At 49.5% G+C, this 23,416-nt stretch carries 18 protein-coding genes and 1 pseudogene; 8 read left to right on the top strand and 11 right to left on the bottom strand.

The features are described from left to right. Nucleotides 1–2 precede the first annotated feature (2 nt). From NYE70_RS22575 to NYE70_RS22595, 5 genes are all read right to left on the bottom strand, one after another. Nucleotides 3–1,634, bottom strand: coding sequence for an ABC transporter substrate-binding protein (locus NYE70_RS22575; RefSeq protein WP_341048336.1), 1,632 nt, complete (start codon nucleotides 1,632–1,634; stop codon nucleotides 3–5). Between the two features lie 132 nt (nucleotides 1,635–1,766). Further along, complete coding sequence (locus tag NYE70_RS22580) at nucleotides 1,767–2,543, bottom strand: DUF1684 domain-containing protein (RefSeq protein WP_341048337.1); 777 nt, start codon at nucleotides 2,541–2,543, stop codon at nucleotides 1,767–1,769. Between the two features lie 33 nt (nucleotides 2,544–2,576). Further along, the gene (locus tag NYE70_RS22585; protein WP_341048339.1) at nucleotides 2,577–3,455 is read right to left on the bottom strand and encodes an alpha/beta fold hydrolase; all 879 of its coding nucleotides are present in this window, start codon (nucleotides 3,453–3,455) and stop codon (nucleotides 2,577–2,579) included. Nucleotides 3,456–3,773: 318 nt separating this feature from the next. Beyond that, nucleotides 3,774–4,541, bottom strand: a complete 768-nt coding sequence (locus NYE70_RS22590; protein WP_341048958.1) for an exodeoxyribonuclease III — start codon at nucleotides 4,539–4,541, stop codon at nucleotides 3,774–3,776. Nucleotides 4,542–4,741: 200 nt separating this feature from the next. Continuing rightward, a complete protein-coding gene (locus NYE70_RS22595; RefSeq protein ID WP_341048340.1) occupies nucleotides 4,742–5,068 on the bottom strand; it encodes an antibiotic biosynthesis monooxygenase in 327 nt (108 codons plus the stop codon). Nucleotides 5,069–5,277: 209 nt separating this feature from the next. Between NYE70_RS22595 and NYE70_RS22600 the strand changes: the two genes are divergently transcribed. From NYE70_RS22600 to NYE70_RS22615, 4 genes are all read left to right on the top strand, one after another. Beyond that, complete coding sequence (locus NYE70_RS22600; RefSeq protein ID WP_211026148.1) at nucleotides 5,278–5,607, top strand: ArsR/SmtB family transcription factor; 330 nt, start codon at nucleotides 5,278–5,280, stop codon at nucleotides 5,605–5,607. 33 nt (nucleotides 5,608–5,640) lie between these two features. Next, nucleotides 5,641–7,416: a SulP family inorganic anion transporter gene (locus NYE70_RS22605; protein WP_341048341.1), complete on the top strand. Its 1,776-nt coding sequence runs from the start codon at nucleotides 5,641–5,643 to the stop codon at nucleotides 7,414–7,416. A 143-nt stretch (nucleotides 7,417–7,559) separates the two neighbouring features. Next, entirely contained in the window at nucleotides 7,560–8,141 is a 582-nt protein-coding gene (locus NYE70_RS22610; RefSeq protein WP_211026153.1) for a TetR/AcrR family transcriptional regulator, read from the top strand. Between the two features lie 18 nt (nucleotides 8,142–8,159). Then, complete coding sequence (locus NYE70_RS22615) at nucleotides 8,160–8,705, top strand: HXXEE domain-containing protein (RefSeq protein ID WP_341048343.1); 546 nt, start codon at nucleotides 8,160–8,162, stop codon at nucleotides 8,703–8,705. A 7-nt stretch (nucleotides 8,706–8,712) separates the two neighbouring features. Here the strand turns inward: NYE70_RS22615 and NYE70_RS22620 are convergent, their stop codons facing one another. After that, entirely contained in the window at nucleotides 8,713–9,960 is a 1,248-nt protein-coding gene (locus NYE70_RS22620) for a metallophosphoesterase family protein (protein ID WP_341048344.1), read from the bottom strand. Between the two features lie 174 nt (nucleotides 9,961–10,134). Between NYE70_RS22620 and NYE70_RS22625 the strand changes: the two genes are divergently transcribed. The 3 genes from NYE70_RS22625 to NYE70_RS22635 are packed head-to-tail and all read left to right on the top strand — an operon-like array spanning nucleotide 10,135 to nucleotide 13,806. Next, a complete protein-coding gene (locus NYE70_RS22625) occupies nucleotides 10,135–10,857 on the top strand; it encodes a polyphosphate polymerase domain-containing protein (protein WP_282103200.1) in 723 nt (240 codons plus the stop codon). Nucleotides 10,858–10,861: 4 nt separating this feature from the next. Further along, nucleotides 10,862–11,557 (top strand): DUF4956 domain-containing protein, encoded by a 696-nt coding sequence (locus NYE70_RS22630; protein WP_211026159.1) that lies wholly within the window; start codon nucleotides 10,862–10,864, stop codon nucleotides 11,555–11,557. Between the two features lie 17 nt (nucleotides 11,558–11,574). After that, a complete protein-coding gene (locus NYE70_RS22635) occupies nucleotides 11,575–13,806 on the top strand; it encodes a CotH kinase family protein (RefSeq protein WP_341048346.1) in 2,232 nt (743 codons plus the stop codon). 208 nt (nucleotides 13,807–14,014) lie between these two features. On the opposite strand, the gene NYE70_RS22640 is transcribed toward NYE70_RS22635, so the two are convergent. The 4 genes and pseudogenes from NYE70_RS22640 to amyS form a co-directional block, all read right to left on the bottom strand. Beyond that, entirely contained in the window at nucleotides 14,015–14,989 is a 975-nt protein-coding gene (locus NYE70_RS22640; protein WP_341047544.1) for an IS3 family transposase, read from the bottom strand. Next, nucleotides 14,944–15,264, bottom strand: coding sequence for a transposase (locus NYE70_RS22645; RefSeq protein ID WP_211020868.1), 321 nt, complete (start codon nucleotides 15,262–15,264; stop codon nucleotides 14,944–14,946). The genes NYE70_RS22640 and NYE70_RS22645 overlap by 46 nt, the downstream gene beginning before the upstream one ends. Nucleotides 15,265–15,565: 301 nt before the next feature. Further along, nucleotides 15,566–19,552: a carbohydrate binding domain-containing protein gene (locus NYE70_RS22650; RefSeq protein ID WP_341048959.1), complete on the bottom strand. Its 3,987-nt coding sequence runs from the start codon at nucleotides 19,550–19,552 to the stop codon at nucleotides 15,566–15,568. Further along, nucleotides 19,532–21,052, bottom strand: a pseudogene (amyS, locus tag NYE70_RS22655) (alpha-amylase); the annotation flags it as partial. The gene NYE70_RS22650 and the pseudogene amyS, both read right to left, overlap by 21 nt. Before the next feature lie 421 nt (nucleotides 21,053–21,473). On the opposite strand from amyS, the gene NYE70_RS22660 reads away from it, so the two are divergent. Next, on the top strand, nucleotides 21,474–21,731 hold the full coding sequence (locus tag NYE70_RS22660; RefSeq protein ID WP_211026164.1) for a GlsB/YeaQ/YmgE family stress response membrane protein: 258 nt from the start codon (nucleotides 21,474–21,476) through the stop codon (nucleotides 21,729–21,731). A 72-nt stretch (nucleotides 21,732–21,803) separates the two neighbouring features. Here NYE70_RS22660 and NYE70_RS22665 read toward each other — a convergent pair whose 3' ends face one another. After that, a complete protein-coding gene (locus NYE70_RS22665; RefSeq protein WP_211026166.1) occupies nucleotides 21,804–23,396 on the bottom strand; it encodes a response regulator in 1,593 nt (530 codons plus the stop codon). Nucleotides 23,397–23,416 lie beyond the last annotated feature (20 nt).

Genomic DNA, 23,416 nt, shown 5'->3' on the forward strand with positions numbered 1-23,416 from the left:
ACTCACTTGACATCCCATTCATTTACATTGATAAACATGCCGAAGTCTTTAGGCTTCGCTCCCGTAACCCGGTCATTGATGGCGCCGAGTGCTTTGGTCGCGTAAATCGAAGGCATCGGTACATCTTCAGCAACGATTTGTTGAATTTCATTATAGTATTGCTTGATTTTAGCTTCATCGGTTTCAGCTGACAGCGATGCCAGCAATTCGTCGATTTTCGTGTTGCTGTATCCGTTCGGATTGCCTGTTTGCAGGAAGTAAGCTACGTCCGGCAGCGGGTTCACCGGTGTCATGGATACGGTCAAAATGCCGAGATCATACTCCATTTTCACGATTTTATCGACCAGGGTAGCCAAGTCCGCCATTTGAATTTTCACGTTGACGCCGGCAGCTTTAAGGTTCTCGGCCATAATGTTAGCCGCCTGCTCCAGCGTGCTGTCCCCGGACAACACGGTTAAGGTAAGGGTTTTGCCCGAATCCCAGCCCGATTCCTGCAAGAGGCTCTTGGCTTTCTCTGGATCATACGCATCCGGCTTCACGCTGGCATCCAGATAAGGGCTGTAGCTGGTGAAAAATCCGCTCACGGCTTCCCCCGAACCCTTCAGCAAGTTATTCACGATCATTTCGCGGTTAATCGCGTAAGAAATCGCCTTTCTCTGTTTGGCATCCGGCACCGACTTTTCATTAATATACATGAATTGAGTTGCAATCGCCGGACCTTCTACGGTTGTAAGACCTTTAAGACCCTTGATTTTATCGTAATCCCCGATCGGAATGACGCCGGCCGAAGGAATGTTCATATCGATCTCTCCGCTTTGCAATTGAGCGGAAATCGCGGTAGGCTGCATCACTTTGAAATTAAGCTGCTCGATCTTCGGTGCCCCTTTGAAATAATCCTTGTTGGCTTCGAGCTGCACAAAATGATCGCGGCTATATTCAACCAGCTTGAACGGACCGTTGGTTACAGTCGGTTTTTGCATGAACTCGCTCTTATTGATATTTTCCGGAGCGACGTCTTTCAGTGCCGACTGAGGAACGGTGAGCAAATAGCGGCCGATCGTATCTTGAAAAATAGTCAGCGTAGTCGGTGCTTTCGTCGTCATTGTCAGCGTGTGGTCGTCAACCTTTTTCACGCCCGAAATCTCTTCACTGCCCTCCGGCAAATATCCTGTGTCGTCCAGGCCTTCCAGAATGGCAAACATATACGCATAGGTGGATGCCACCTTGGCGTTACTCATCAGCTTCAGCGTGAAAATAACGTCATCCGCCGTTACCGGCGTGCCGTCCGTCCATTTCGCATTTTCATTCAACTTGATGGTAAAAGTCTTATTATCGGCCGTTTCGATCGAATCGGCGAGCATCGGCTTGAATGTCAGATCCTCATCGATATCCACCAGCGGCTGGAACAAAAGTCCGGTCACATAAGTGGAAACCAGGCCCACCGGATAAAGCGGGTTTAAGGTGTTAGGAGAATAGGTAACCCCGATGTTTACCGTTTTCTTCCCGCTCTCGGAGGCGGCTCCGTTCCCGCCCGTATTGCCTGTATTGCTTTTTCCGCAGGCGAATAGCACTCCAAGTGCCAATATTAAAGTCACTGCCAGAAATTTTTTTGTCGAAAAAAATCTTGATTTCACGCTGTGCACCCCTTTGCTGTTTTAATTTCAATTTCAATTCATATTAAACTACTATGTTTTATAAGTATTGAGCCGTTTAAATAGTTTGTCAATGAATTTGTCGTATTTTGTCGCTATAAGCGTACATTTGTGTTATTCCCGTGTCAATACCTTCTGTTCCCCGGCATTTATGTCAAAGGGCAGCCGGTTCTGCTGCGGCGGAAACGGACAATTGAAATGAGGAGAAAACGCACATGGAGGCAAAAAGCTCCGGTTAAAATCAAGGATCGCCTTCCCGCTTTCATCCGGCTGGACCACCAGCATCCGGCCCAGTCCATAAGTTGTCAATCCGTTCGTCGTATCCGCAAATACCAGAATCAGCACATCTCCCGACTTAAACGGAGTCATCGTATAGGTGTTTCCTTCATAGGAAAAAGCAATGTCTCCGGGAGATTGATGGTGACGCACATTCCCTTGCGCATCATCTACATGGGCAAATGCCATCGTCCGCTCCCCATCCTGACCGATAAACCGGCCTTCCAATACCCAACGGGGATCATATGGAAAATTGGCAATACCCTCGAACCGCCGGATCGCTTCAGCTTCCGAATCGTAAATGGCAAGCAAATGATCGGACCCCGGCTGCGTTGTGGCTACCGCTGTCAGCGACTCTGAAAAGCGCACCACTGTATGATCCGCCTCCATCGAAATGGTTCCCTCAACGAGTGCTCCGTTCAGGGTGATCCCGTCAGATGCCTGAGCCGTAAGTGTCAGCCCCTGTTCCCCTGCCGCTTTGGGAGCCCAAAGTCCAGGGATCCCTTCCACGTGCATAGGTTCATAAATGGTGTGCAGTCCGATCAGCGCCAAGTCGCCATGAAACTCAATGACCGAACGCCGGCGTTCCTCTCTCCATATCTCGATCTCTGTCATTTTGCAGTCCTCATTTGCTGTAAAGTTTCCATCTTACTCCGTTACAAAGCCGGTTAATAATGAAATAAATGCATCATGCTCTTCAATGAACGGCATGTGTCCGCTGTGTTCAAACACCGTAAGCCGGGAGTTAGGCAACAGCTTATGCATCTCCTCCGATTGCGAGACAGGTGTCACCCAATCATGGCGCGCGCCGATGATCAAGGTCTTAACCTTCAGATCAGGCAGCTGCGGACGCACATCATACAATGGAATAAAGTGTTTGAACGTGTAGTTCGCCACTTCCATCGAGCCGATCGGACGGTTACCAGTTTCCCGCATAATCTCTTCATCCCGGACATGAAAATAGAGATCGTAGCAGACATCCCACCAACGGATCAGATGGGCTTCGTCTTCGATCCGACCTTCAAACAACTCCGGAATTACGTTAAGCTGCTCCGGCGTGGCAATCTTCCGGGCGAAATCCATAGCTGCCGGATAGAACTCGCGGCTCGGCGCCGTGCATAGCAGAACCAGCTTGTCCAGCGAGTCGGGGTAACGCGTAGCGAACACTTGCGCCACCATTCCGCCGAAGGAATGACCCATCAGTTGGATTCGCCCAAAGCCGAGATAGTTGCGGAGCGCTTCAATATCGTCAGCAAGCTGCTCCAGCGTACAAGTAGCGGGATCAACCCGTTCCGATTGCCCGTTGCAGCGAAGATCCATATAGACGATTTGAACCGTCTCGGCAAGCGGCGTCAGCCACGGCTTGAAATCGGCATGATCGCTGCCCGGTCCTCCATGAATCGCGAACAGAACGGGCTTATGGCGCATCCGTTCCCCTTCGGGCACATAGCCCGACCCTTCAACGTCAAAATAAATACGGGTACCATTTATGTTTGCAAACATATACACACTCAACTTTCGCTTCATATTTTAACTCATACTTCGTATCCCGCCTGTCCCGGGAATTGTTAATCGCATTAATCAAATCAGGTTAATAGAGTAAATGATATGCCCAGTCCTATCCTTTGTCAATTAGCCGGGATTCATCCATTTTCTGCCGTATTGGCACACATTCAAGTGCATTTCACTTTTTGACTACAACCTTCTTATTATAAAAGGATTTTGAGGAATAGAAAACTATTATAAAACGATTTCCTTATTGTCCCGTCTATAGCAAAAACGTCCTCCTCCGTTTCTCCAACGGCAGAAGGACGTACCTATTAAACAGGAATCTATTCCCTAATATTATGGTTGAGCCTGAAATTCGACCTCCAGGATGACCGGACAATGATCGCTACCCATCACATGGCAATCAATTTGGGCGTCTACCAATTGTGGTGCCAGCCGGGAAGAAGCCAGAAAATAATCGATGCGCCAGCCTACGTTCCGCTCCCGTACCTTAGGCATATAAGACCACCAGCTGTACACATTTTCCCGGTCAGGATAAAAGTGCCGGAACGTATCCACAAAACCGGCGTCCAGCAATTTGGTCATCTTATCCCGCTCTTCCGGTGTAAAACCGGCATTTCCAAGGTTGGACTTGGGATTCTTTAAATCGATTTCACGATGGGCGACATTGAGGTCTCCGCATACGATCACCGGTTTACGGCTGTCCAGCTCTTGCAAGTAGCCGCGGAAGCGATCCTCCCATTCCATTCTGTAATCGAGGCGGGCCAGGTCGCGCTTTGCGTTCGGCGTATAAACATTGACAAGGTAGAAGTCTTCGAACTCCAGGGTCAGCGTTCTGCCCTCCGGCTCACTATCTTCCTCTATGCCATAGCGGACGGATAACGGTTTAACCCGGGTAAACACGGCCGTTCCCGAATATCCCTTCTTCTCGGCGTAATTCCAATACTGTCCATACTCTTCGCCTAACTCCAATTCGATTTGCCCTTCCTGGAGCTTGGTTTCCTGCAAGCAAAAAATATCCGCATCCACTGCCTTGAAATAATCGTAAAACCCTTTAGTCACGCAGGCCCTTAAGCCGTTGACATTCCAGGATACCAGTTTCATATCATCTATCTCCTTACCTGTAATTTGCTCATTATAAGCTATCATTCTAGCTTTACTCCTAAACGATCTTACCCTCTATTAAAATTGCCTGTCAAATCCTTCGCCAGATGTCCTGTATATACCAAAAAGCCGCCCGTAAGAGCGGCTGATCGTAATTTAAATTTTGGTATTACGGATTCTGATTCACCCTTGCTGCGGTATTAGCGGTAAGCTTTGCCCCGCTTGACGACTTCGCCTTCATATAATTTAACCTCTGTGCTGAGGACATAAGCCGGCGGCTGTTTCCCGCGATTTTCTTTATGGCCCTGGATATGAGCGTCGCTCTTCTCCCAGTTCTTCCAAGCCTCTTGGGACTCCCAGCGGATGACGACCACGACTTCTTCCTGTTCTTTACTCTTGGTGTTCACCATCACGTTGATGTCAACGAGCCCGTCCATATTGTCCATTGGACCCTCTCCGCTAAATCTCGCGACCACTTTGTCGCTGTTGCCCTTTTCGACCAAGATCGTTCTTGTCATGATAAACAAGGGACCACGCCTCCTCCAAAATAAATACACCGACCAAGCATAAATTCAATATAATCTATCTCTATTCTAGTTGATAATAATTATCATTGTCAATTAAAACCGGACTCTCTATCTGGTACAGGATGCCTTATGATGTATGTCATTCAATATATTCAAAGCTTTGAATATAATAAAATACAATCCGTTTAACGTGAAAGGAGCTTAATGCCATGGACATAAGCTTGCAGCAATTTAAAGCCGAGTTTTTCAAAGCGCTGGCTCATCCGATGCGCATCCGTATCCTGGAGGTTCTTTGCGAAGGCGAGCGGAATGTCAATGAGCTGCAAAGCATCGTGGGTTCCGAAGGCTCCGCAGTATCGCAGCAGCTCTCCGTACTTCGGGCCAAGAATCTGGTCAACACGGTAAAAGAAGGCACGACCGTCGTCTATTCGCTCCGTGATCCTCTGATCAAGGACCTGCTGGCGGTGGCCCGGCAAATTTTTGATAATCATCTGGTCGAGTCGATTTCGTTATTGGAGGGAATCCGCAAAGAGAAATAAGATCAACATATTTATAGAAAAGAAGGGTTAAGGATGAAGTGGAGTGGGCGGTACAGTGGTTATAACGCAGGGACTTTACGAAAAGATTTGATTTCCGGATGCATCGTCGGCATCGTCGCGATACCTCTGGGCATGGCGTTTGCCATCGCTTCGGGCGTCAAGCCTGAATACGGGCTTTACACGACCATCGTCGCGGGGATTCTGATTTCGCTGCTTGGCGGATCGAAATTTCAGATCGGAGGTCCCACCGGCGCGTTCATACCGATCCTGTTGGCCATCGTTATGCAGTACGGGTACGAGAATCTTCTGATCGCCGGTTTTCTCGCCGGGATTATTCTTCTTCTCATGGGGCTCCTCAGGCTGGGTTCTTTGATAAAGTTTATACCTCGTCCGGTGACCATCGGGTTTACAGCCGGTATAGCAGTAACAATTTTCAGCGGTCAGATCGCAGGCTTCCTCGGACTTCAGAATATGGAGCGGCATGAATATTTTTTTGAAAATATGAGAGAAATCGTCCTGCGTCTCCCTTCCCTGAACGTCTTCAGCATTCTGACGGCTTGCATTTGTCTGGCCGCCCTTTTGCTGACGCCAAAGATTCTTCCCAAGGTACCCGGGTCCCTCGTCGGCATCCTCGTCTCCACCTTGGTTGCGCTCTGGCTATTCCCCGGCAAAGTGGCGACGATCGGCTCCGCCTACGGCGACATTCCAGGCGGATTCCCGGGGCTGCACCCGATCTCCCTTACCTGGGATCGCATCGGCACGATGCTTCAACCGGCGCTGATCATCGCCCTGCTGGGGAGCATCGAGTCGCTGCTCTCGGCCGTGGTCGCCGACGGGATGACGGGAACTCGCCATAACAGCAACCGGGAGCTGGTCGGCCAAGGGATCGCCAACATGGTTACGCCGTTTTTCGGCGGCATCCCTGCTACGGGCGCGATTGCCCGGACGGCAACCAACATCAAGAACGGGGCGGTATCGCCCTTTTCCGGAATCATCCACGGCGTTGTCGTGCTGCTCGTTGTCATTTTATTCGCGCCTTATGCATCAAATATCCCGCTGGCGAGCATGGCGCCAATCCTGATGATGGTCGCCTGGAACATGAGCGAACGCAAAGCGTTTGCCAAGCTGCTCAAAACCCGGACCAGCGATACCGTTATATTGCTCGTAACGTTTCTGCTAACGGTCTTTACCACCTTAACGACGGCGGTGGAAGTCGGGCTCGTGATGGCCGTGCTGCTGTTTATCAAACGCATGGGCGACCTGCTTAGCGTAGACAAAGTGCTGCCTGACCGGGAAAATCTTCGAGAGAAAGTGGCGACCCACGTAGTCGCCAAAGACCATGACTGCCCTCAGGTATCGATCTTTACCGTAGACGGTCCGCTGTTTTTCGGCGCTTCGCAAACGTTTGCCGATCTTGCTTCTATTATGGAGAGCGGCCCGGATTTAAGAGCGGTCATTCTTCGAATGGGCAAAGTCCCGTTCATGGACACGACGGGTGAGGCCCATTTTCTGGCCTTGATCAAACGCCTGCAAGGAATCGGTGCCAGCGTTATTATCAGCGGAATCCGGCCGCAGCCCCAAAGGCTGCTCATCAAGACGGGCGGGCTGAATGTCATCGGAGAACAACACTTTTTCGAACATACGGGTGAAGCCTTGAATTACGCCTTGAATACCTTGAACGGTGAAAAATGCCGGGGGTGCCGCCACTTCGCCTTCCGCGAATGCAGCGGTTTCAGCGGAAGTGAATATGTGGCTGCGCCTGGTTCCCAACCTTCGCCGCGCGTACGCTCCGGACAACAGCCGGTTTAGGCCTCCACTCCGTCCTAAAGACTAAAGCTCTTCCCATGTCAAGGCCGGTAACGGACTGAGACAACGGGAAGGGCTTTACTTTATTTAAAAAGACAATTATATTATAACTAACTAATTAGTTATAAAAAGGATGGGTGCTTCATATGCTAACTCCCAAAGGGGAAGCAAGCAAAAGCAAACTGCTGACTTCCGCCGAAGAACTTTTCGCCCAAAAAGGCTTTCATGCAACAACAGTCAGTCAAATCGTCAAAAATGCCGGGCTTACCCAAGCCGCTTTCTACCTTTATTTTAAAAGCAAAGATGAAATACTTCAGGAAATGCTGGCGAAATTCGAGGAACGGCTGCTTCCGTTTACCGATGCTGGCCGTCAGGCTGCGGGGAAAAGCCCAGAGGAGCTAGAGGCTTACGTCATTCAAGCCTTCACGGGTCTGTTTGCGCTGCTCGGCCAGAACGCCAATTTAACTCGAATCGTTTTGCTTGATACCGAGAAAGGCATATCGATCCGCGATAGGATCGTGCAGCAGATTTGCTCCAACATGATCCGTAACCAGCAAGCCGGGATCGTTCGCCCGGATGTGGAACCCGAGCTGGCAGCGGAATCGGTCGTCGCTTCTGTAGAACGCCTGATTTACCGTTACAGCGCGACCGGAGAGAAGGATGCGGCGGAATTGGGCCGCCAAACCGCCAAGCTGTTTTTGCAAGGCATTTTGAATCTCAGGAATTAAAAAAAAGGAGATGTTCTTATGCAGCTGCTAAACGTTTTGAACGAGCATGTCGAACTCTTAAGCCTGCTTTGGCTTTTTCCCGTAACATTCCTGTTCCACGATTTCGAAGAGATCTTGACGGTCGAAAAATGGGCCGCAAAGCACGGAGATCGCGTCAGCCAAACGCTGCCGGGCTTCGCCAAGCGAGCCTTTCAGTCGTCCCTTCGAATGAACACCTTCCATTTCGCCAAGGACGTATTGTGGGTGTACTCACTAATCGCTCTCGTTACGATGCTGGCCGTTTTCTTCGATTTCTACCTGCTGTTTTTGGCGGCTTTGCACTTGTATTTTCTGCATGTGTTCACCCATATCGGCCAAACACTGTTCCTGAAACAATACACCCCTGGCGTTGCTACCGCGATTTTCCCGGTTCTCCCTTACTCACTTTACGCCTACTATCGCCTGCTCTCCGACCAGATCGTAAGCAGCACAGACCTTCTTTGGGGCTTGGGCGCCATGCTGATTCTGGTTCCACTCGGAGTGATCCTGCTCTTGAAAGGGAGAGATCAAAATGTGAACATCTGAGATGGAATCAATGCCGTAATACAAACTCATCCAGCTTGTTCCCGTCCACATCATAAGCTTGATACGTCAGTATATTTCCGTCGATCGTAATCCCTGCAAACATTTGCTTTCCGTTTTGAAAATGGACCGCATGATAAAATTTGTCCTTTTTCTTGTCATTGAATTTCGATCCGGACGCATTCGTCACCACATAGACGGTCCCATCACCCTGCTCAGTGATTTCTCCATTTTTCAAAGGATACGATCTCGAGTACTCGTGATTATGACCCTGCAGCACCAAATCGACGCCTAACTCATCAAATACCGACACCCAGTCGCTGATTTTATCGTACCTGTTCCCTCCATAAGCCGGGCGATGGATGGCAACGATTTTCCAAGCCCGATCGCTGTTCTGTAAATCCTGCCGGAGCCACTCCGTCTGTCCTTTGATGTTGGATTCCGTGTTCAACACGGCGATATGAGCATTCCCGTAATCGAAGGAATACGTTGTTCCGGCGGCAGAATCTTCCGCCCCGTTTGCCGGCAGGTTGAAATGCGAGGTAAACCGTTTGGACTCTCCCTTCACCTCGTCGTGGTTGCCGGTAACCGGCATTAGCGGAATCCGGGGCAGCCAAGCCGCAGCTTTTCCGAAAAAATAGTCCCACCCCTCCTCATCCTCCGGCTCTTCCGTCAAATCCCCGTTATGAAGGATCCACTTGGCATCTCCGAACATCTCGAAGGCCTTTTCCAACGTACGCCCCCATTGCTCAAAATCCGCTTCCGTTGCGCCCTGAGAATCCGTGACATTTAGAAACGTAAAGGTGGTCTCATTCATACCCTCTGTCTCGAAAATGGCAGGCTCACTCCATCCTTGCTTCGTGCCGTCCCCGACTCTAAAAATATAGGACGTACCCGGACTGAGTCCGGTCACCTCTACCTTGTGAACCGCATTCTCCTGTCCTTCTCCTACATCGATCACTGTGGATTCGGCTTCTAAAGTCAGCGCATTACTCTTTTTCAACTCTTCCGCATCAGTCCCGGCAGCCAGCTGAAAAATCCCTTTTGCCTCCGCATTCTCTGAATACCAGGTAAAAGCCCGCGATGTTTTCGGATCTCCCTTAAAAGTAGTGAATATGGATTTAGCCGCTCCGTCATATCCCGATTGCTGATCCGGTCCGCGATCTCTCCACGCTTCGAGCACGATCACGCCGGTCAATAGAACGACGCCCAGCAGCACCGTCCCGCCTATGCTTATCGTTCTTTTTCCTAAGCTCATCTCGTTCTCCTCCCCTGGTAATCTCATCTCTTACGATCTTTTACCTTTTGCATCCAATTGTCAACGCAGTGTAAAAACTTTCAGTTTATATTCAGTTTCCGTTAAGTGAGTAATCAGCAAACCTTGTTAGGATAAATGCATTCGGTAAAAGAGAGAGAAGCGAGGTGTTAAGCATTGAATACCGTCTACAAGGATCTTAAATTCCGCCACGAGCTTAAATTTATGATTAACCGGCATCAGTATTACGTCCTTTGCCAAAGGCTTAAAAATCTGATCCAGCATGACAAGCATGCGGGACGGAACGGCGAGTATCATATCCGCAGTCTGTATTTTGACGACGTGGACAGCTCGGCTCTTTCCGAGAAGCTCGGCGGGTTCCGCGACCGGCGCAAATATCGGATCCGTATTTATAACGGGGACGATCAAATCATCCATTTTGAGAAAAAAATCAAGGTGGGCGATCACATCGCCAAGCTGAAGGAACCGTTGACCCGGGAAATGTATGACTCCATTATACGAGGAGATTATGAAGTGCTCCATCAGCCGGACAAGCCGTTCATGATGGAATTGTACCGGGAGATGAAGCACAATCTCCTCCGACCCAAGGTCATCGTCGACTATGTGCGTGAGCCTTACGTCTGCAAGAACGGCAATGTCAGGATTACGTTTGACAAAGAGCTGCGGACCGGGCTGCATGCAACGGATATTTTTGACCGGTCGCTCCAGCCGGTTCCGGCCCTTGACGACCATCTCATTATTCTCGAGGTCAAGTATGACGAGTACCTTCCGGAATATATCCGGACCGCCCTGCAAATGGACGGGCTACGCCATCAATCGGCTTCAAAATACGTAATCTGCTGCAAATACCTAAAAATGAATTCCTGGGAGGATCAATAAGTTCATGAATACAACCAATCAATCGACCAATTTCAGCGATATCATTAAAAATTCAATTATGGATAATTTCACTTCCGATATCAGCATCTCCAAAATACTCATCACCTTGGGCATTTCATTCATTATCGGGCTATTCATTTTTCTTTTATACAAACGTGTCTTCAGCGGGGTGCTTTATTCCAAAAGCTTCAATGTGTCCCTGATTGGTATGACTATGGTCACCGCTATGATCATCATTGCCGTGAATTCCAACCTGGTGCTGTCGCTCGGGATGGTCGGCGCCCTGTCGATCGTTCGTTTCAGAACCCCGATTAAAGACCCTACCGATCTGATCTTCCTGTTTTGGGCAGCTGCCGCAGGTATTGTGACCGGTGCCGGCTTCTACACCCTTGCAGCTATCGGCTCCGTGGTCGTCGGACTCGTGATGTTCCTGTTTATCAAAAATACTTCAGCGGAAACGCCTTACCTGCTTGTCGTCAACTGCGAAACCGATGAGAGCGAAGGGCTGATCCATAGCCAAATGCGCAGTATTGTAAAACGCTACAACGTTAAACAAAAAACGGTATCTCCCGGCAACATCGAAATGACGCTGGAGGTGCGACTCCGCGACGGGGAAGGCAAGCTCGTCAATCAGATTTCCGAGCTCGGCGGAGTGAAGAATGCGGTCCTGATCAGCTATAACGGTGATTACGTATCTTAAAACGCGGAGGTGAGGAAATGAAAGGAAAGCTTGCAAAGCCGTTCCTATCCCTTTGTTCACTGCTGCTGATCTTCGGACTTGCCGCCTGCGGCGGAACCAGTCAAAGCGCGAGCACAAACAACGGTGATGCCGTTACTAAATCGGTATCCGCGGAAGAACGCAAGCTGGATGAAGAGGTTTTTCCAAAGGATACGGTCGTTGACGTGAAAATCACGATCGATGAAGATGATTTTCAGGACATGCTGGACAATGCCAGCGCAGAAGAATACAAGAAGGCTTCAGTCGATTATAACGGGCAGCATTTTGACAACATCGGCATTCGGACCAAGGGCAATCTAAGCCTGCGCAGCGTCGTGCAAATGCCGGATTCGGACCGGTACAGCTTCAAGCTGTCTTTTGACGAGTATCTCAACCAGACTTTGGATGGCATCAGTAAAATCAACTTGAACAACAACTACAGCGACGCCACCTCCATGCGGGAGTTTCTGACCTACGAGTTGGCGGAAGAGATGGGGCTGCCTACGCCTAAATATTCTTTCGTAAATGTCTATGTAAATGATGAGCTTTGGGGTTTTTATCTCGCCGTTGAGCAGATTGGCGATGCCTACTTGAACAGGCATTTCGGAAACGCCTACGGTGCGCTGTACAAAGGCCAAATGACCGGAAGTGGAAGCGACCTGGCTTGGCTCGGCGATGACCCGGATGCATATACCGGCTTAGCTCTAAAGTCGAAAACGACGAACGGCGATGTATTGATCGATATGCTTGATGAGCTCAACAACGGCTCGGATTACGAAAAGGTTCTGGATGTGGAAGAATCGCTCGGCTACATCGCTCTAAATGTACTCACCAACAACACCGACAGTTATATCGGCGGCAACAAACAGAATTACTATTTGTATGAGGACGACGGTGTCTTCTCCGTGCTGCCATGGGATTACAACATGGCGTTCGGCGGTTTAGGCGGCGGAGGCATGGGCGGCGGCTTCGGCGGGGCCGGTCGGGCCAAGGCGGGCGCCGACACGGGGGGCAATGCCCCGGCGGACGGAGCGGGCGCGGCGGGTGATGCCGCGGTCGGCGGAGCAGGCGCGAGCCCAGCCGGGGGCGAGCAAGCGGCCGGGCCGACCGGTGCAGCAGCGGGCAGAACCGCCGGGGGCGCAGCGACGGGCGGCCAAGAGGCTCCGGCGCAGGCCGACACGGCGGGCGGCGACCAGGCCGCCGGAGCTGCAGCCGGCCAGGGCGAGGCCGGTGCCGGGAAGACCGGCGGCGGAGCGGGCATAGGCCCCGGAGGCGGCAGCAGCCTGCTGATCGACGAGCCGACCCAAGGCGCGGTTGCCGAGCGTCCTTTGGTAGCCAAACTGCTGGCCGTCGATGAGTATAAGGAGTTGTACCACTCCATCCTTCAAGAAGCGGTTGATGGCTACCTTGAAAATGACACCTTCACGGCACGCGTCAACGAGGTTTCCGCGATGATCTCGTCCTACGTGAAGGCCGATCCAAGGCCATTCTATTCCTACGAACAATTCGAAGAAGCTGTGCCCAAACTCATTTCCACCAACGCTTCGCAGGTGGAGAATATCTCACAGCAGCTTGACGGCACGCTTCCTTCGTCCGGCGACGGCTCCGGCAGCGGCGGCGGTATGGGAGGTATGCGTGGTATGGGCGGCAGAGGTGGCGGCGACCGCCCTGCGTTCGGTGCCACCGGACCACAGACCGGGCAAACGACGAACGACGCAGCCGCACCAAACAATGCCGGCCAAGCGGGCGCCGTTGACGGACAGTCGCAGCAAATAAGCGGCGCTGCTCAACAGGGCGCAGCCGGCGATGGGGCCGGAGCAGCCGGCCTGCCCGGCGGTGCTCCCCCTGATGTAAACGGCGGGATGCCGCAGCTTCCACCGGATGGCCAGATGCCGCAAATGCCGCCGGATGGCATGGCTGATGGTCAGATGCCCGGCGCACAGTCGCAGCAACCGGCAGACGATGCCGCGGACGCGGACAACGGTGCAGGCATCCCGGGCCAGCAAGGCGCGAATGGCGGCCAATGGGGACCAGGCGGTGACTTCGGCGGCGGGTTCGGCGGCGACCAAATGGGCCGCGAAGGCTGGCCCGACGGTTTTGGGGGATTCGGTCAGGGAGATGCACGTAAGGTACAGACGAATCCAAATGAGGCCCTCACCGCAGGGATCTCCCTCTTAATCCTTCTACTAGCCTGCGTTTTCGTCGTCTTTTTCAGAAGAAAACGTCTCTAATTGCTATACAGAAACTGGACCGTCAGTGGAGCTTAAGAGCTCCCTGGCGGTTTTTGTTTGCAACTAATCTCATTGGATATATCCAATGGATTTACCTTTCATTCGCATATTCAATGATATTCATTGGAAATACGGCTAGGCCCCTTAAATCCGGAGTCTTACCCACCAAAAATGGCTCGTTCGCATAATAGCTCACTATTTCAAACAATTACATCGCTTTATGAAATTCAGACGTATCCTCCTGCGTTTTAACCCAAACAGAAAATACCGCAGGAGGCATTCTTTTTAAACTGCCATGCATTTTTCTGTTGTTGTAAAAGTCCATGTAACCATCTAAAGCCTCGTAAGCTTCCTCAAAAGTCATGAAGTCTCTTAGACTGAATAAATGTCGCTCAAGTACACTGTGGAAGGATTCAATGTAAGCATTCATGTTTGGTGTGCGTGGCGGTATTCTTTCATGAATGAGTTCCAGACTCTCGCACATATCCCCAAATAATTTACTTACAAATTGCGGCCCGTTATCTGTGCGAATTACAGGCATGGGTTCTCCTGGCTGTATGCGCTTCTGCAATGCATGACAAAGCGTCTGCACGGCATGTTTTGCCTCACACACAGGACCTCTATATTGACCAACCACGACACGATCAAATACATCAATAATGCTAAGTACAAAAAAGAACCGTTCGCGTCCGATTACATAACCATACTTAATATCCATTTGCCACAATTGATTCGATCCTGTGACCACCCGATTTTTCGGTAATCTCCGTGGATGGGCCGGCTTACGTTGGCGTGCTTTTTGTAGGATCCCTAGTTCCTTGCATAAGCGATGGGATTTCTTTTTATTCAGCCTTACGTTATATCGGTCACGGATGCAATGTCCAAGAAATTTGTAGCCATAAACATGCTCTTCACCCTCAATAAGCTCAAGAAGCCAACTGTTAATTTGGTCGTCACTTACTTGTTCTCCGTTAAAAGTATATGAGTATCCGGGCGCTGGACGTCCACTATGTCTTGCTCTGGAACGTCTTTCCGGGTCACTCATCCGCTTTTTACGATCGTAATAGGTGGATTCCGAGAGTCCCATGATCCGCAGAACGACTGCTGCTGCTTCTCCCCGCTTAATAAATTGCTCTGCTATTTCGAATTTTTCGGATAAGCGGGGTTCTGCTTTTTTAATAATTCACGAAGTATCTCTATTTCGAGTTCCTTCTCCCCGAGCACTTTAACCGCCTTTTCATAGCGTTGCTCAACATCTTGCAGTCGCCGTAGTTCTTGCAAATGCTCATCTGTTGCAGGGATTTCTTCTGTTGGAATTGAATCACGATACTCTTTAACCCACAAACGAATGGTTTCAGGATGCAAATCATACATGCGGGCCAACACCCCCACCTTAATTCCAGACAATGCTTCTTTAACGATTTGAATTTTGATTTCTTCTTTCCGCTTTTTCCCCATACTGGATCCTCTCCCTTACTTCTAGTATAAATTTTTTGGGTAGGAGGACTCCAGTTTTATTAGGGGGCCTAAGAGAATATCCAATGAATATCGACCAAATCCCCTCTTTACGGGCAATTCAGCACTATTTCATTGGAAATTTCCAATAGAACTGCCCCTTTACACCAAACCCAGGGTTTTTCATTGGAAAAATCCAATCGGAAGAGTTAGAACAGAAGAATGAAGTAGTCAGTAGTCAGAACAGGAGAAACCAACCCTAGCAAAAATAAAGAACCCATAATAGGGTTCTTTATTCTTATTTCTATGCAATTAAACGCTTCTGCCAACCGTTATAGTGCATCACTTTAGCCTTAGATGCTGAAATTCCAGGTGCCACCTTCACCATCAATCCACTTTCCGTTTCTGGATCCGGTTGCGGTTCCGGTTGAGGTTCCAGTGGCGGTTGCGATTCTCCCCCCGCTTCCCCTGGTGAGGTCGGCTCCACCGGAGCATTAGGATATGCCGAAATAGCGGGATCCATTATATTATCAAGCTCTGCCGGAGTTTCCGATGCCGGGGCATTAGATACGGGGGCGCCAGGCTGGATGTTGCCAGAACCCGCGTACGTCCATGTCCCCGTATTGAAGAAGTAATTTTTTCCGGTATTGCTGTCCCACTGCCCTTTTCCGTCATTGAAGCATGCTTCCAACCGGGAAGCTGTTCCAATGTCGATCGTTAGCTTACTATAACCCGCTACTTCGGAGGCTTCCATCGCTACGCCCGGCACCGCAGTCCATGTTCCGCCTTCCGGACGATAATGGATATACGGCTTAGCATAGCCATGTTTATAGTATACGGTCACCTTATTAGTGGCACTTTGATCCGGGGCTCCCTCAACAATTTGCCCACTGCCTTTATAAGTCCAGGTTCCTGTATTAAAGAAATAATTTTTGCCATTATTGCTGTCCCAGCTATTCTTCCCGTCACTAAAACAAGCCTCTATGCGTTTAGCGGTCCCCATATCTATGGTCAGTTTGCTATAGCCAGGTACTTCGGAGACCTCCATCGCTACTCCCGGTACGGCAGTCCATGTCCCGCCCTCCGGACGATAATGGATGTACGGATTAGCATAGCCGTGCTTATAGTATACGGTCACCTTATTTCCGCCCGTCCCTGCAGGCCCGGTTGTAACTTCTAATACCGCACTAGCCGGAGACTCGTTATTAGCCGCATCCCGGGCTTTGACTGTATACAAATATTTTGTTTCCGGGGTAAGCCCGGTATCTGTATAAGTAGTGGATGAGGTAGTGCTGCCAACCTTGGATCCATTGCGGTAGATATCATATCCCGTAACCGCGATGTTATCGGTTGATGCGTCCCAAGCCAAAGCTACAGTCTTATCGGAAACCGCGGTTGATCTCAAGTTACCCGGTGCAGTTGGAGCCTTCGTATCCCCTTCTCCATCGGGATTTGAATCATGCCATGTGCCGTCAAACCACCCATCCGCGCTTCTTGTAAATCCAGGCTTATTTTGACCCGGATTCTGCTTGCCGCTGCTATCCCGGAAGATCAGAGTGGCACTGTCAACCCCTTCAATCTTATAGGAATACCATTCCCCGTTCTCCTTGATCATAGCCGGCGCGGTAGCCCAGGTCGGTTCAGTAACTTTAGGAGAAGTTTCGTAGTAGTACAAGTACGGCGTACTCCAGTCGGCCGGTTTCTTGAAGCGAATCGTCAACCCGGCGTCCGGATCCTTCTTGGTATATTTGTATTCCTGAGATGATACGCCTTCTTCATTTTCAGCATACAATCTCAAAGTGGTAGATTCATCAAATTCCAAGCCTTCGCCAATCGTAAGTTCAGTTCCGTCCGTAAAACTGATTCCCTGCTTCGGATCGGATCCATCCAGTGTGTACTTGCCGCTATCCGCCTTTTTCAAATGCAGCGTAATTTTCACTGTGTTCGTTTTGTAATTTCCGCCGCCAGGAGATGCGGATACGATTGGAAGATTGGTCTCCGCTCCTTGTTCAATTAAAATCAGGCCGGTTGCTCCCGGTGTAAAAGTGGCAAAACCGCCGCTTACAATAACCTCATTACCGGTGTATGCGTCACGAGCCAGTGTGCCATCAGGGAACACGGATGCCACATTCACCTTGGTCGGGCCCGAAGCCCCTACCACAACGACAACCTTATCTTCTATTCCGTTCTTGCTGTAGGTCCGTTTAAAGGTATATGGACTGTCGCTGATTTTTGCATGGCTGCCCGCTCCCACCGAGATATGGTTGTTGCGGAACTGACCTACCTTCTGCCAGTGCGACAATACGTCCTGATTCAGATTATTCCAGTTCATCGACGAACGGGTGCCTTGCTGCGGATCCGAACCGGTCTCCCCGAAGGCTCTTCCCGCTTCGTCTCCATAGAACGTTTGAACTCCGCCTGGCAGTAGTAACAGTGCCGTACCAGCTTGAATCAATCGGCCTCTGTCATACAAGCGGGTATCATGCGAAGAAATATAGCTCAATACGTTAAAGTTGGGATCGCTGTTAATCTTGGAAGCATAATCGGAATAAATGCCTTCCAGGGAATTGATATTTGCATCCTGGAACGAGAAATTAATAATGGAATCGAAACCGTTACTGAAGTATTCGCTCTTTCCTACGCCATGTCCCCATACTTCACCGGTCATCCAGAAATTGTCGGTCCAGTCCGCTCCCGGCTTATCCGGATTGTTCTGTCTCCATCTTTCCAACGCGGCACTGCTTTCATTCTTGAGCTGTTTCCAACGGTTCATGTCCACGTGCTTCGCCGTGTCCGCCCTGAATCCGTCGATTCCGAATTCTTCAACCCATGCCGCCAGCCATTTGCTGATATAATCGGCCGGTGCTACGCCTAAGTCTTTACGCAAATTCTGCGCCGCTGGAACAATCCATGGATTGTATCCGTTCGTCTCTTTCCCCCATTTCGTTTGCAGCAGAGGAGCAAGACCTATATTGTTGGTTACATTAGTGCGGAAGTCCGGCAAATCCCCCACACACTGGGTTAAATCACTGCCTCCGCAATTCTCATACCCCGCAATGCCGGCGCGGACCCAGCTCCCCCACCATTTGGACCAGGCAGAGGAATCTTTATAGTTGATCATGTCATGGAAGCTATGCCAGGTTTGCCCGTTCCCTGGCGCCCAGCTTGAGCCAATGCCGTTTCTTGCCCCGTACCCGTATTCCTCCATATCTTTGATAGTCGCATATCCGGGGTGGTTCATAATGACGTCAAGTACGACCCGAATGCCCTTTTCATGGGCCGTATCGACAAACTCGCGCATATCTTCCACCGTACCCATGTTTTTATCAACCATCGTGTAATCCTGGGCATAATACCCATGGTAACCGTAATGGGCAAAATCGCCGCCGGTTCCGCCGCCTACCCAGCCGTGCATTTGCTCATATGGCGCCGTAATCCAGATTGCGTTCGTGCCAAGCTCTGTGAAATAGCCTTCGTTCAATTTTTGTGTAAGCCCTTTCAAATCACCCCCATGAAAGGTCCCGATATTTTTTCCGGTTGCATCGACGCTTGGTCTTCCGTAAGAATTGTTGTTACTCGGATCTCCATCCTTAAAGCGGTCGGTCAGCACAAAGTAAACGTTTGCATTATCCCAGCTAAATGTACCGGATGGAACAGGTTCTTCTTGCCCGTTATCCTCCTCTATTTTTATGGAAAAAGCGCTGCTCGCATCAGACTTTTGTCCGGCCGTATCAACAGCAATTACAGTGTAAGAATACGTAGCGCCCTTCGTTACAGCATTATCGGTATAAGAGTTTGTTGCGGAAGTGCCAATCCGCGTACCGTCTCGAAGGATTTCATATTCCTTAATCCCTTTGTCATCCGTAGAGGCGCTCCAGGTCAGGCGGAGAGATGTTGATGAGGCAGTTCCTTTCAAATTTTCCGGAACAGAAGGCGGATTATCCGTCTGGGAACCGTCGGGATTCGTATTATGCCAGGCGGTACCGTCATACCAACCTTCTGCGTTCCTTAACAATCCTGACTGGTTCTGTCCGGGAGCCTGATTGCCGTTCGCGTCCTTAAAAATAATCCTGGCGCTATTCGTTTTCTCAATGGTATAGGTATACCATTCCCCAGTTTCTTGCGTCATTGCCGGTGCCGAGGCCCAAGCCGGTTCCCCCGATACTTTGGGCGATGTTTCGTAGTAATACAATTGAGGCGTTCTCCAATTCGCCGGCTTCTTGAAATGAATCTTCAGTCCCTTTCCCTGTTCAGGGGTAGGGCCGTCGGATTTTTTGACCCATACGGACACAGACCCGCCATTGACTTTAAAGTCTCCATTTCCGGACGAATTGATAGTTACGGTGTCGGAACGATTTCCGGTAATATCGACCCAAGTCTCTCCGGCATGCTGTGTTCCCACATACATCGTCTTGGAACCGCCGGCACCGTCGGTGATCAGGGTAGCTAATCCGGAATTCGGCTTTGTTGCAAGGCCTTCACGCGTCCAACCGATAATATCATTATGGTTGAGGTAATCGTGCTGATTGCCGTAAGCGTAATCTTTTCTCGCTTTGAGGAGCGGATCTAATTTATCCTTCAATCCTTTGATGTTATTATTCGGAATGCCGTAATAATCTCCGTAAAATACGGACGGATACCCCTGTTCTCTTGTCAAAATATAAGCATACGCCTGTGGCTTAAACCAGTCAGATACCCAAGAAGTCAGCGACTGTCCGGGCTGTGTATCGTGATTGTCCACAAAGGTTACTGCATGTAAAGGATCTGCATTGACCAGTGTTCCTTGCCCTAAATTCCGCATATCAAAGTTGCCGTTGCTGTTTGAAGCCGATTGGAATCGATAGTGCAGCGGAACATCAAACAAAGAAACGCTGCTTCCGACTTTATTTAAATAATATTGCAGCTTGCCGAGATCCCCGCTCCAAAATTCGCCGACGGAAAACAATTCTTTGCCTGTTTTAGATCTGGCATTGGCCACAAAATCCTTCATGAAGCTATATTTAATATGCTTCACACCATCCAGCCGATACCCGTCGAGATTCAACGTATTGGCATACCAGACACCCCAATTTTTGATTTCGTTCACCACGTCCGGATGATCATAATCAATATCTTCGCCCATGAGGTAGTCATAGTTCCCGTTCTCCGTATCTACTTCCCAGTCCCAGTTTTTTTCGGAAAATTTATAAACTCCTTCTTTCTTGTTATCCTCATTCCAGCTTACCCCGTCAAAATGCTGCCATCTCCATTTAAAGCCAGAATACTTATCGCCCCGGCCCGGAAAGTCATATTTTGTCCAAGCCTTGATATTATAAGATCCTGAGGTTTCGCGGTTCCGGTCATTCCCCGCTACTTCGACGGCATTGCCGCTTTCCGTACCGTCCCCGCCCATTTTATGATTGACTACAACATCCCCATAAACACTAATATTATTGTTATGCAGAGATGTGATTGCCTGCTGAAGCTGATCCTTTGTTCCATATTTCGTTCGAACCGTACCTTTTTGATGAAACTCGCCCAGATCGTAAAGATCATAAACGCCATATCCGACGTCGTTGATACCGGCTTGCCCTTTGTAGGCTGGGGGTATCCACACTGCGGTAATGCCGATGTCGCTTAAATGCGAAGCATCTGCCTGCAGATTGTTCCAAAGGTTCCCGTTATTCGGTAAATACCATTCAAAATATTGCATCATCGTGCCATTCACAGGCTCCGTTGCCGTACTCTGGTTATCTGCCGCTGCAGCTGTTTGAGTTGGAATTGCCGGTGTGACGTAGATGGAAGTAACCAGGAATATAAAACTAAGGAAAAAAGATGCTCGCCTTGTCAATCTTTTTATCACTTGATTTACTCCTCTCACAATTTTAATTTTTGTGCAAACGTTTGAATGGATTTCAAAAAAAAACTACACACACTTAAACTCCCTTTCACAGTGCAAACGTTTGAATTTTTTGGGTTCGCAACCACCTCCTGATCTATAAAACTCACATCTCTCCAAAAAAACTGCGTTGTAAACACTTACATAAATACATATGTTTAATTTTGGGAGTTGATAAGTGGATTGTAGCAGAAGCTGTCACCCATTGTACATTGCATTTTACGAATTCAGGACCTGCCATGTAAAAAACAGGAAGTAAGTCGGATTGTTTAAAACGTCCCTCTTTGGTTAATAGTAAACGACAAGCAAAATTAATAAATTTGAGGTGATACGAATGGGTTTCTTATGGTCTTTAATTATTGGTGGAGTAATCGGTTGGTTGGCAGGTTTGATTATGGGCAGAGATATCCCCGGAGGTATCATTGGGAATATCATCGCAGGTTTCATCGGTGCTTGGCTTGGCAGCATGATCTTGGGGAATTGGGGTCCGGTCATCGGTGACTTCTACTTCATTCCTGCATTGATTGGTGCGGTTGTCCTAGTATTTATCGTGAGCCTGATTATGGGCTCAATGAGACGTAATCGTTCTTAAGATTCACTTTGAATAAGCATTGAAAATAGGAGAACCGCCCTATAAGGGCGGTTCTTTTATGGTTATACCCGGTCAAGCGGACTCATCCCGATATTCCGTAGGCGTCATCCCCGTGACCTTTTTAAATACCTGAGTAAAATAACGCGGATCTTGGTACCCTACCAGAGGGGCGATTTGATACACCTTGACCTGACTGTTCTTCAATATATACTTAGCCTTTTCAATCCGGCACTGGGTTAAATACTCCAGGAAGGTAAATCCGGATACCTGCTTAAACAGCATGCAAAAATGGCTGATACTCAAATCCGCGACTTCGGCAACCTCTTCGATGCTCAAATCCTTGTGGTAGTTGTTGGAGATATACTCTTGCGTTTTGGAAATGACCTTATGAATATTTTCTTTGGGCTGGGCTTCTTTGCTCTCGCGAATCCATTTCCCCAAACTGGCTTTGAGAACACCGATCATTTCGTTCAGAGTCCCAAGTGAGTGAATCTCCTGCAGCAAGCCTTCAAGCGACCACTCCGGCAGCAGCTTCATATGTTCGAATTCGCGGTAGAGAACAACAGTCAGTTCCACAATCATGCGTTCCGCCGTTTCTTTGCCAAAAGCCTGCGTTTCGATATAAGTTTTCGTCTCATCCAACAGGACGATTAACCGTTCATCTTCAAGCGTGCGGATACATTCGAGCATACGGGCTTCAAGGAACTTAGGATATTTGATTTCCCGGGTAGCTCCCAATTCCGGAATTGGGTCCACGAACACACCTTCCTGATCACGGTAAAAACGCTGGTATAACGCCTTTGCAGCACTCTGGTAGGCCTCACTCAGCTGCTCTATGCCTTCTGCCGACTGGCTGAATCCGATCGAACAGGACAGTTTCGCATTGACTTTGATCTGGTGTATGATATCGTTCCCCAAACTCTCTCTCTTGTCTCTTAATGAACCCGGGAACAGAATAACCCACTCTCCGCTGTGAAATGGAAACACGGTAAGCGCTCCATGCGATAAGGACCATTCGCTCAAAATGTTGCGGATCGCAAACAACCACAGCCTTCGCTCTTCCATGGACCAGCTCTCATTCAATTTCATGTAATGATCCAATTGGAGAACCGCCACGAAATAATCGTCCTGCAGCTCGCTGCTCTCCAGCCACTGCATATGCCGCAGGTGGTTATCGCTGGGATTGCCCTCCAAAAACTCCGCAAACATCCGCTCCCTTGCCAACATGGACAATACCTGCACCGAGTGCAGCAGCTTCTCGTTCTCCTGTTGCTTTTCCAGCGTCTTCTTCGCTCGCATGATCATTTCAATCAGTTCCTCATGATCGATCGGTTTGAGCAAATAATCAAATGCTCCTTCCCGCAGCGCTTCCCTGGCATATTCAAATTCTCCGTAACCACTGATAAAAATAAACAGGCGCTTGGCGTTCTCCGCCATGACTTCCTTCATCAGGCTAATTCCGTCCAAGCCCGGCATGCGGATATCGCTGATGATCATATGCGGGGACAGCTCGCGAACCAGCTTAAGGGCATCCTCTCCGTTTCTTGCATCACCCACGATTTCCAGATCCAGCTCATTCCACGGAATGGCCACCTTCAAGCTGCGCAAAATGATCGGCTCGTCATCCACGAGAATAACCCGGTATTTTGCTTCCTTGGCTTCCATACGACTCCTCACCTCCTGGC

Source organism: Paenibacillus sp. FSL R5-0407 (assembly GCF_038009185.1).
In the GTDB taxonomy this organism is placed as follows: Bacteria; Bacillota; Bacilli; order Paenibacillales; family Paenibacillaceae; genus Fontibacillus; species Fontibacillus vini.

What these genes read in the sequence shown, in the direction of transcription:
- NYE70_RS22580 (WP_341048337.1), bottom strand. Translation starts at nt 2,543, where the DNA reads ATGACAGAGATCGAGATATGGAGAGAGGAACGCCGGCGTTCGGTCATT.
- NYE70_RS22585 (WP_341048339.1), bottom strand. Translation starts at nt 3,455, where the DNA reads ATGAAGCGAAAGTTGAGTGTGTATATGTTTGCAAACATAAATGGTACC.
- NYE70_RS22590 (WP_341048958.1), bottom strand. Translation starts at nt 4,541, where the DNA reads ATGAAACTGGTATCCTGGAATGTCAACGGCTTAAGGGCCTGCGTGACT.
- NYE70_RS22600 (WP_211026148.1), top strand. Translation starts at nt 5,278, where the DNA reads ATGGACATAAGCTTGCAGCAATTTAAAGCCGAGTTTTTCAAAGCGCTG.
- NYE70_RS22605 (WP_341048341.1), top strand. Translation starts at nt 5,641, where the DNA reads ATGAAGTGGAGTGGGCGGTACAGTGGTTATAACGCAGGGACTTTACGA.
- NYE70_RS22610 (WP_211026153.1), top strand. Translation starts at nt 7,560, where the DNA reads ATGCTAACTCCCAAAGGGGAAGCAAGCAAAAGCAAACTGCTGACTTCC.
- NYE70_RS22615 (WP_341048343.1), top strand. Translation starts at nt 8,160, where the DNA reads ATGCAGCTGCTAAACGTTTTGAACGAGCATGTCGAACTCTTAAGCCTG.
- NYE70_RS22620 (WP_341048344.1), bottom strand. Translation starts at nt 9,960, where the DNA reads ATGAGCTTAGGAAAAAGAACGATAAGCATAGGCGGGACGGTGCTGCTG.
- NYE70_RS22630 (WP_211026159.1), top strand. Translation starts at nt 10,862, where the DNA reads ATGAATACAACCAATCAATCGACCAATTTCAGCGATATCATTAAAAAT.
- NYE70_RS22635 (WP_341048346.1), top strand. Translation starts at nt 11,575, where the DNA reads ATGAAAGGAAAGCTTGCAAAGCCGTTCCTATCCCTTTGTTCACTGCTG.
- NYE70_RS22645 (WP_211020868.1), bottom strand. Translation starts at nt 15,264, where the DNA reads ATGGGGAAAAAGCGGAAAGAAGAAATCAAAATTCAAATCGTTAAAGAA.
- NYE70_RS22660 (WP_211026164.1), top strand. Translation starts at nt 21,474, where the DNA reads ATGGGTTTCTTATGGTCTTTAATTATTGGTGGAGTAATCGGTTGGTTG.
- NYE70_RS22665 (WP_211026166.1), bottom strand. Translation starts at nt 23,396, where the DNA reads ATGGAAGCCAAGGAAGCAAAATACCGGGTTATTCTCGTGGATGACGAG.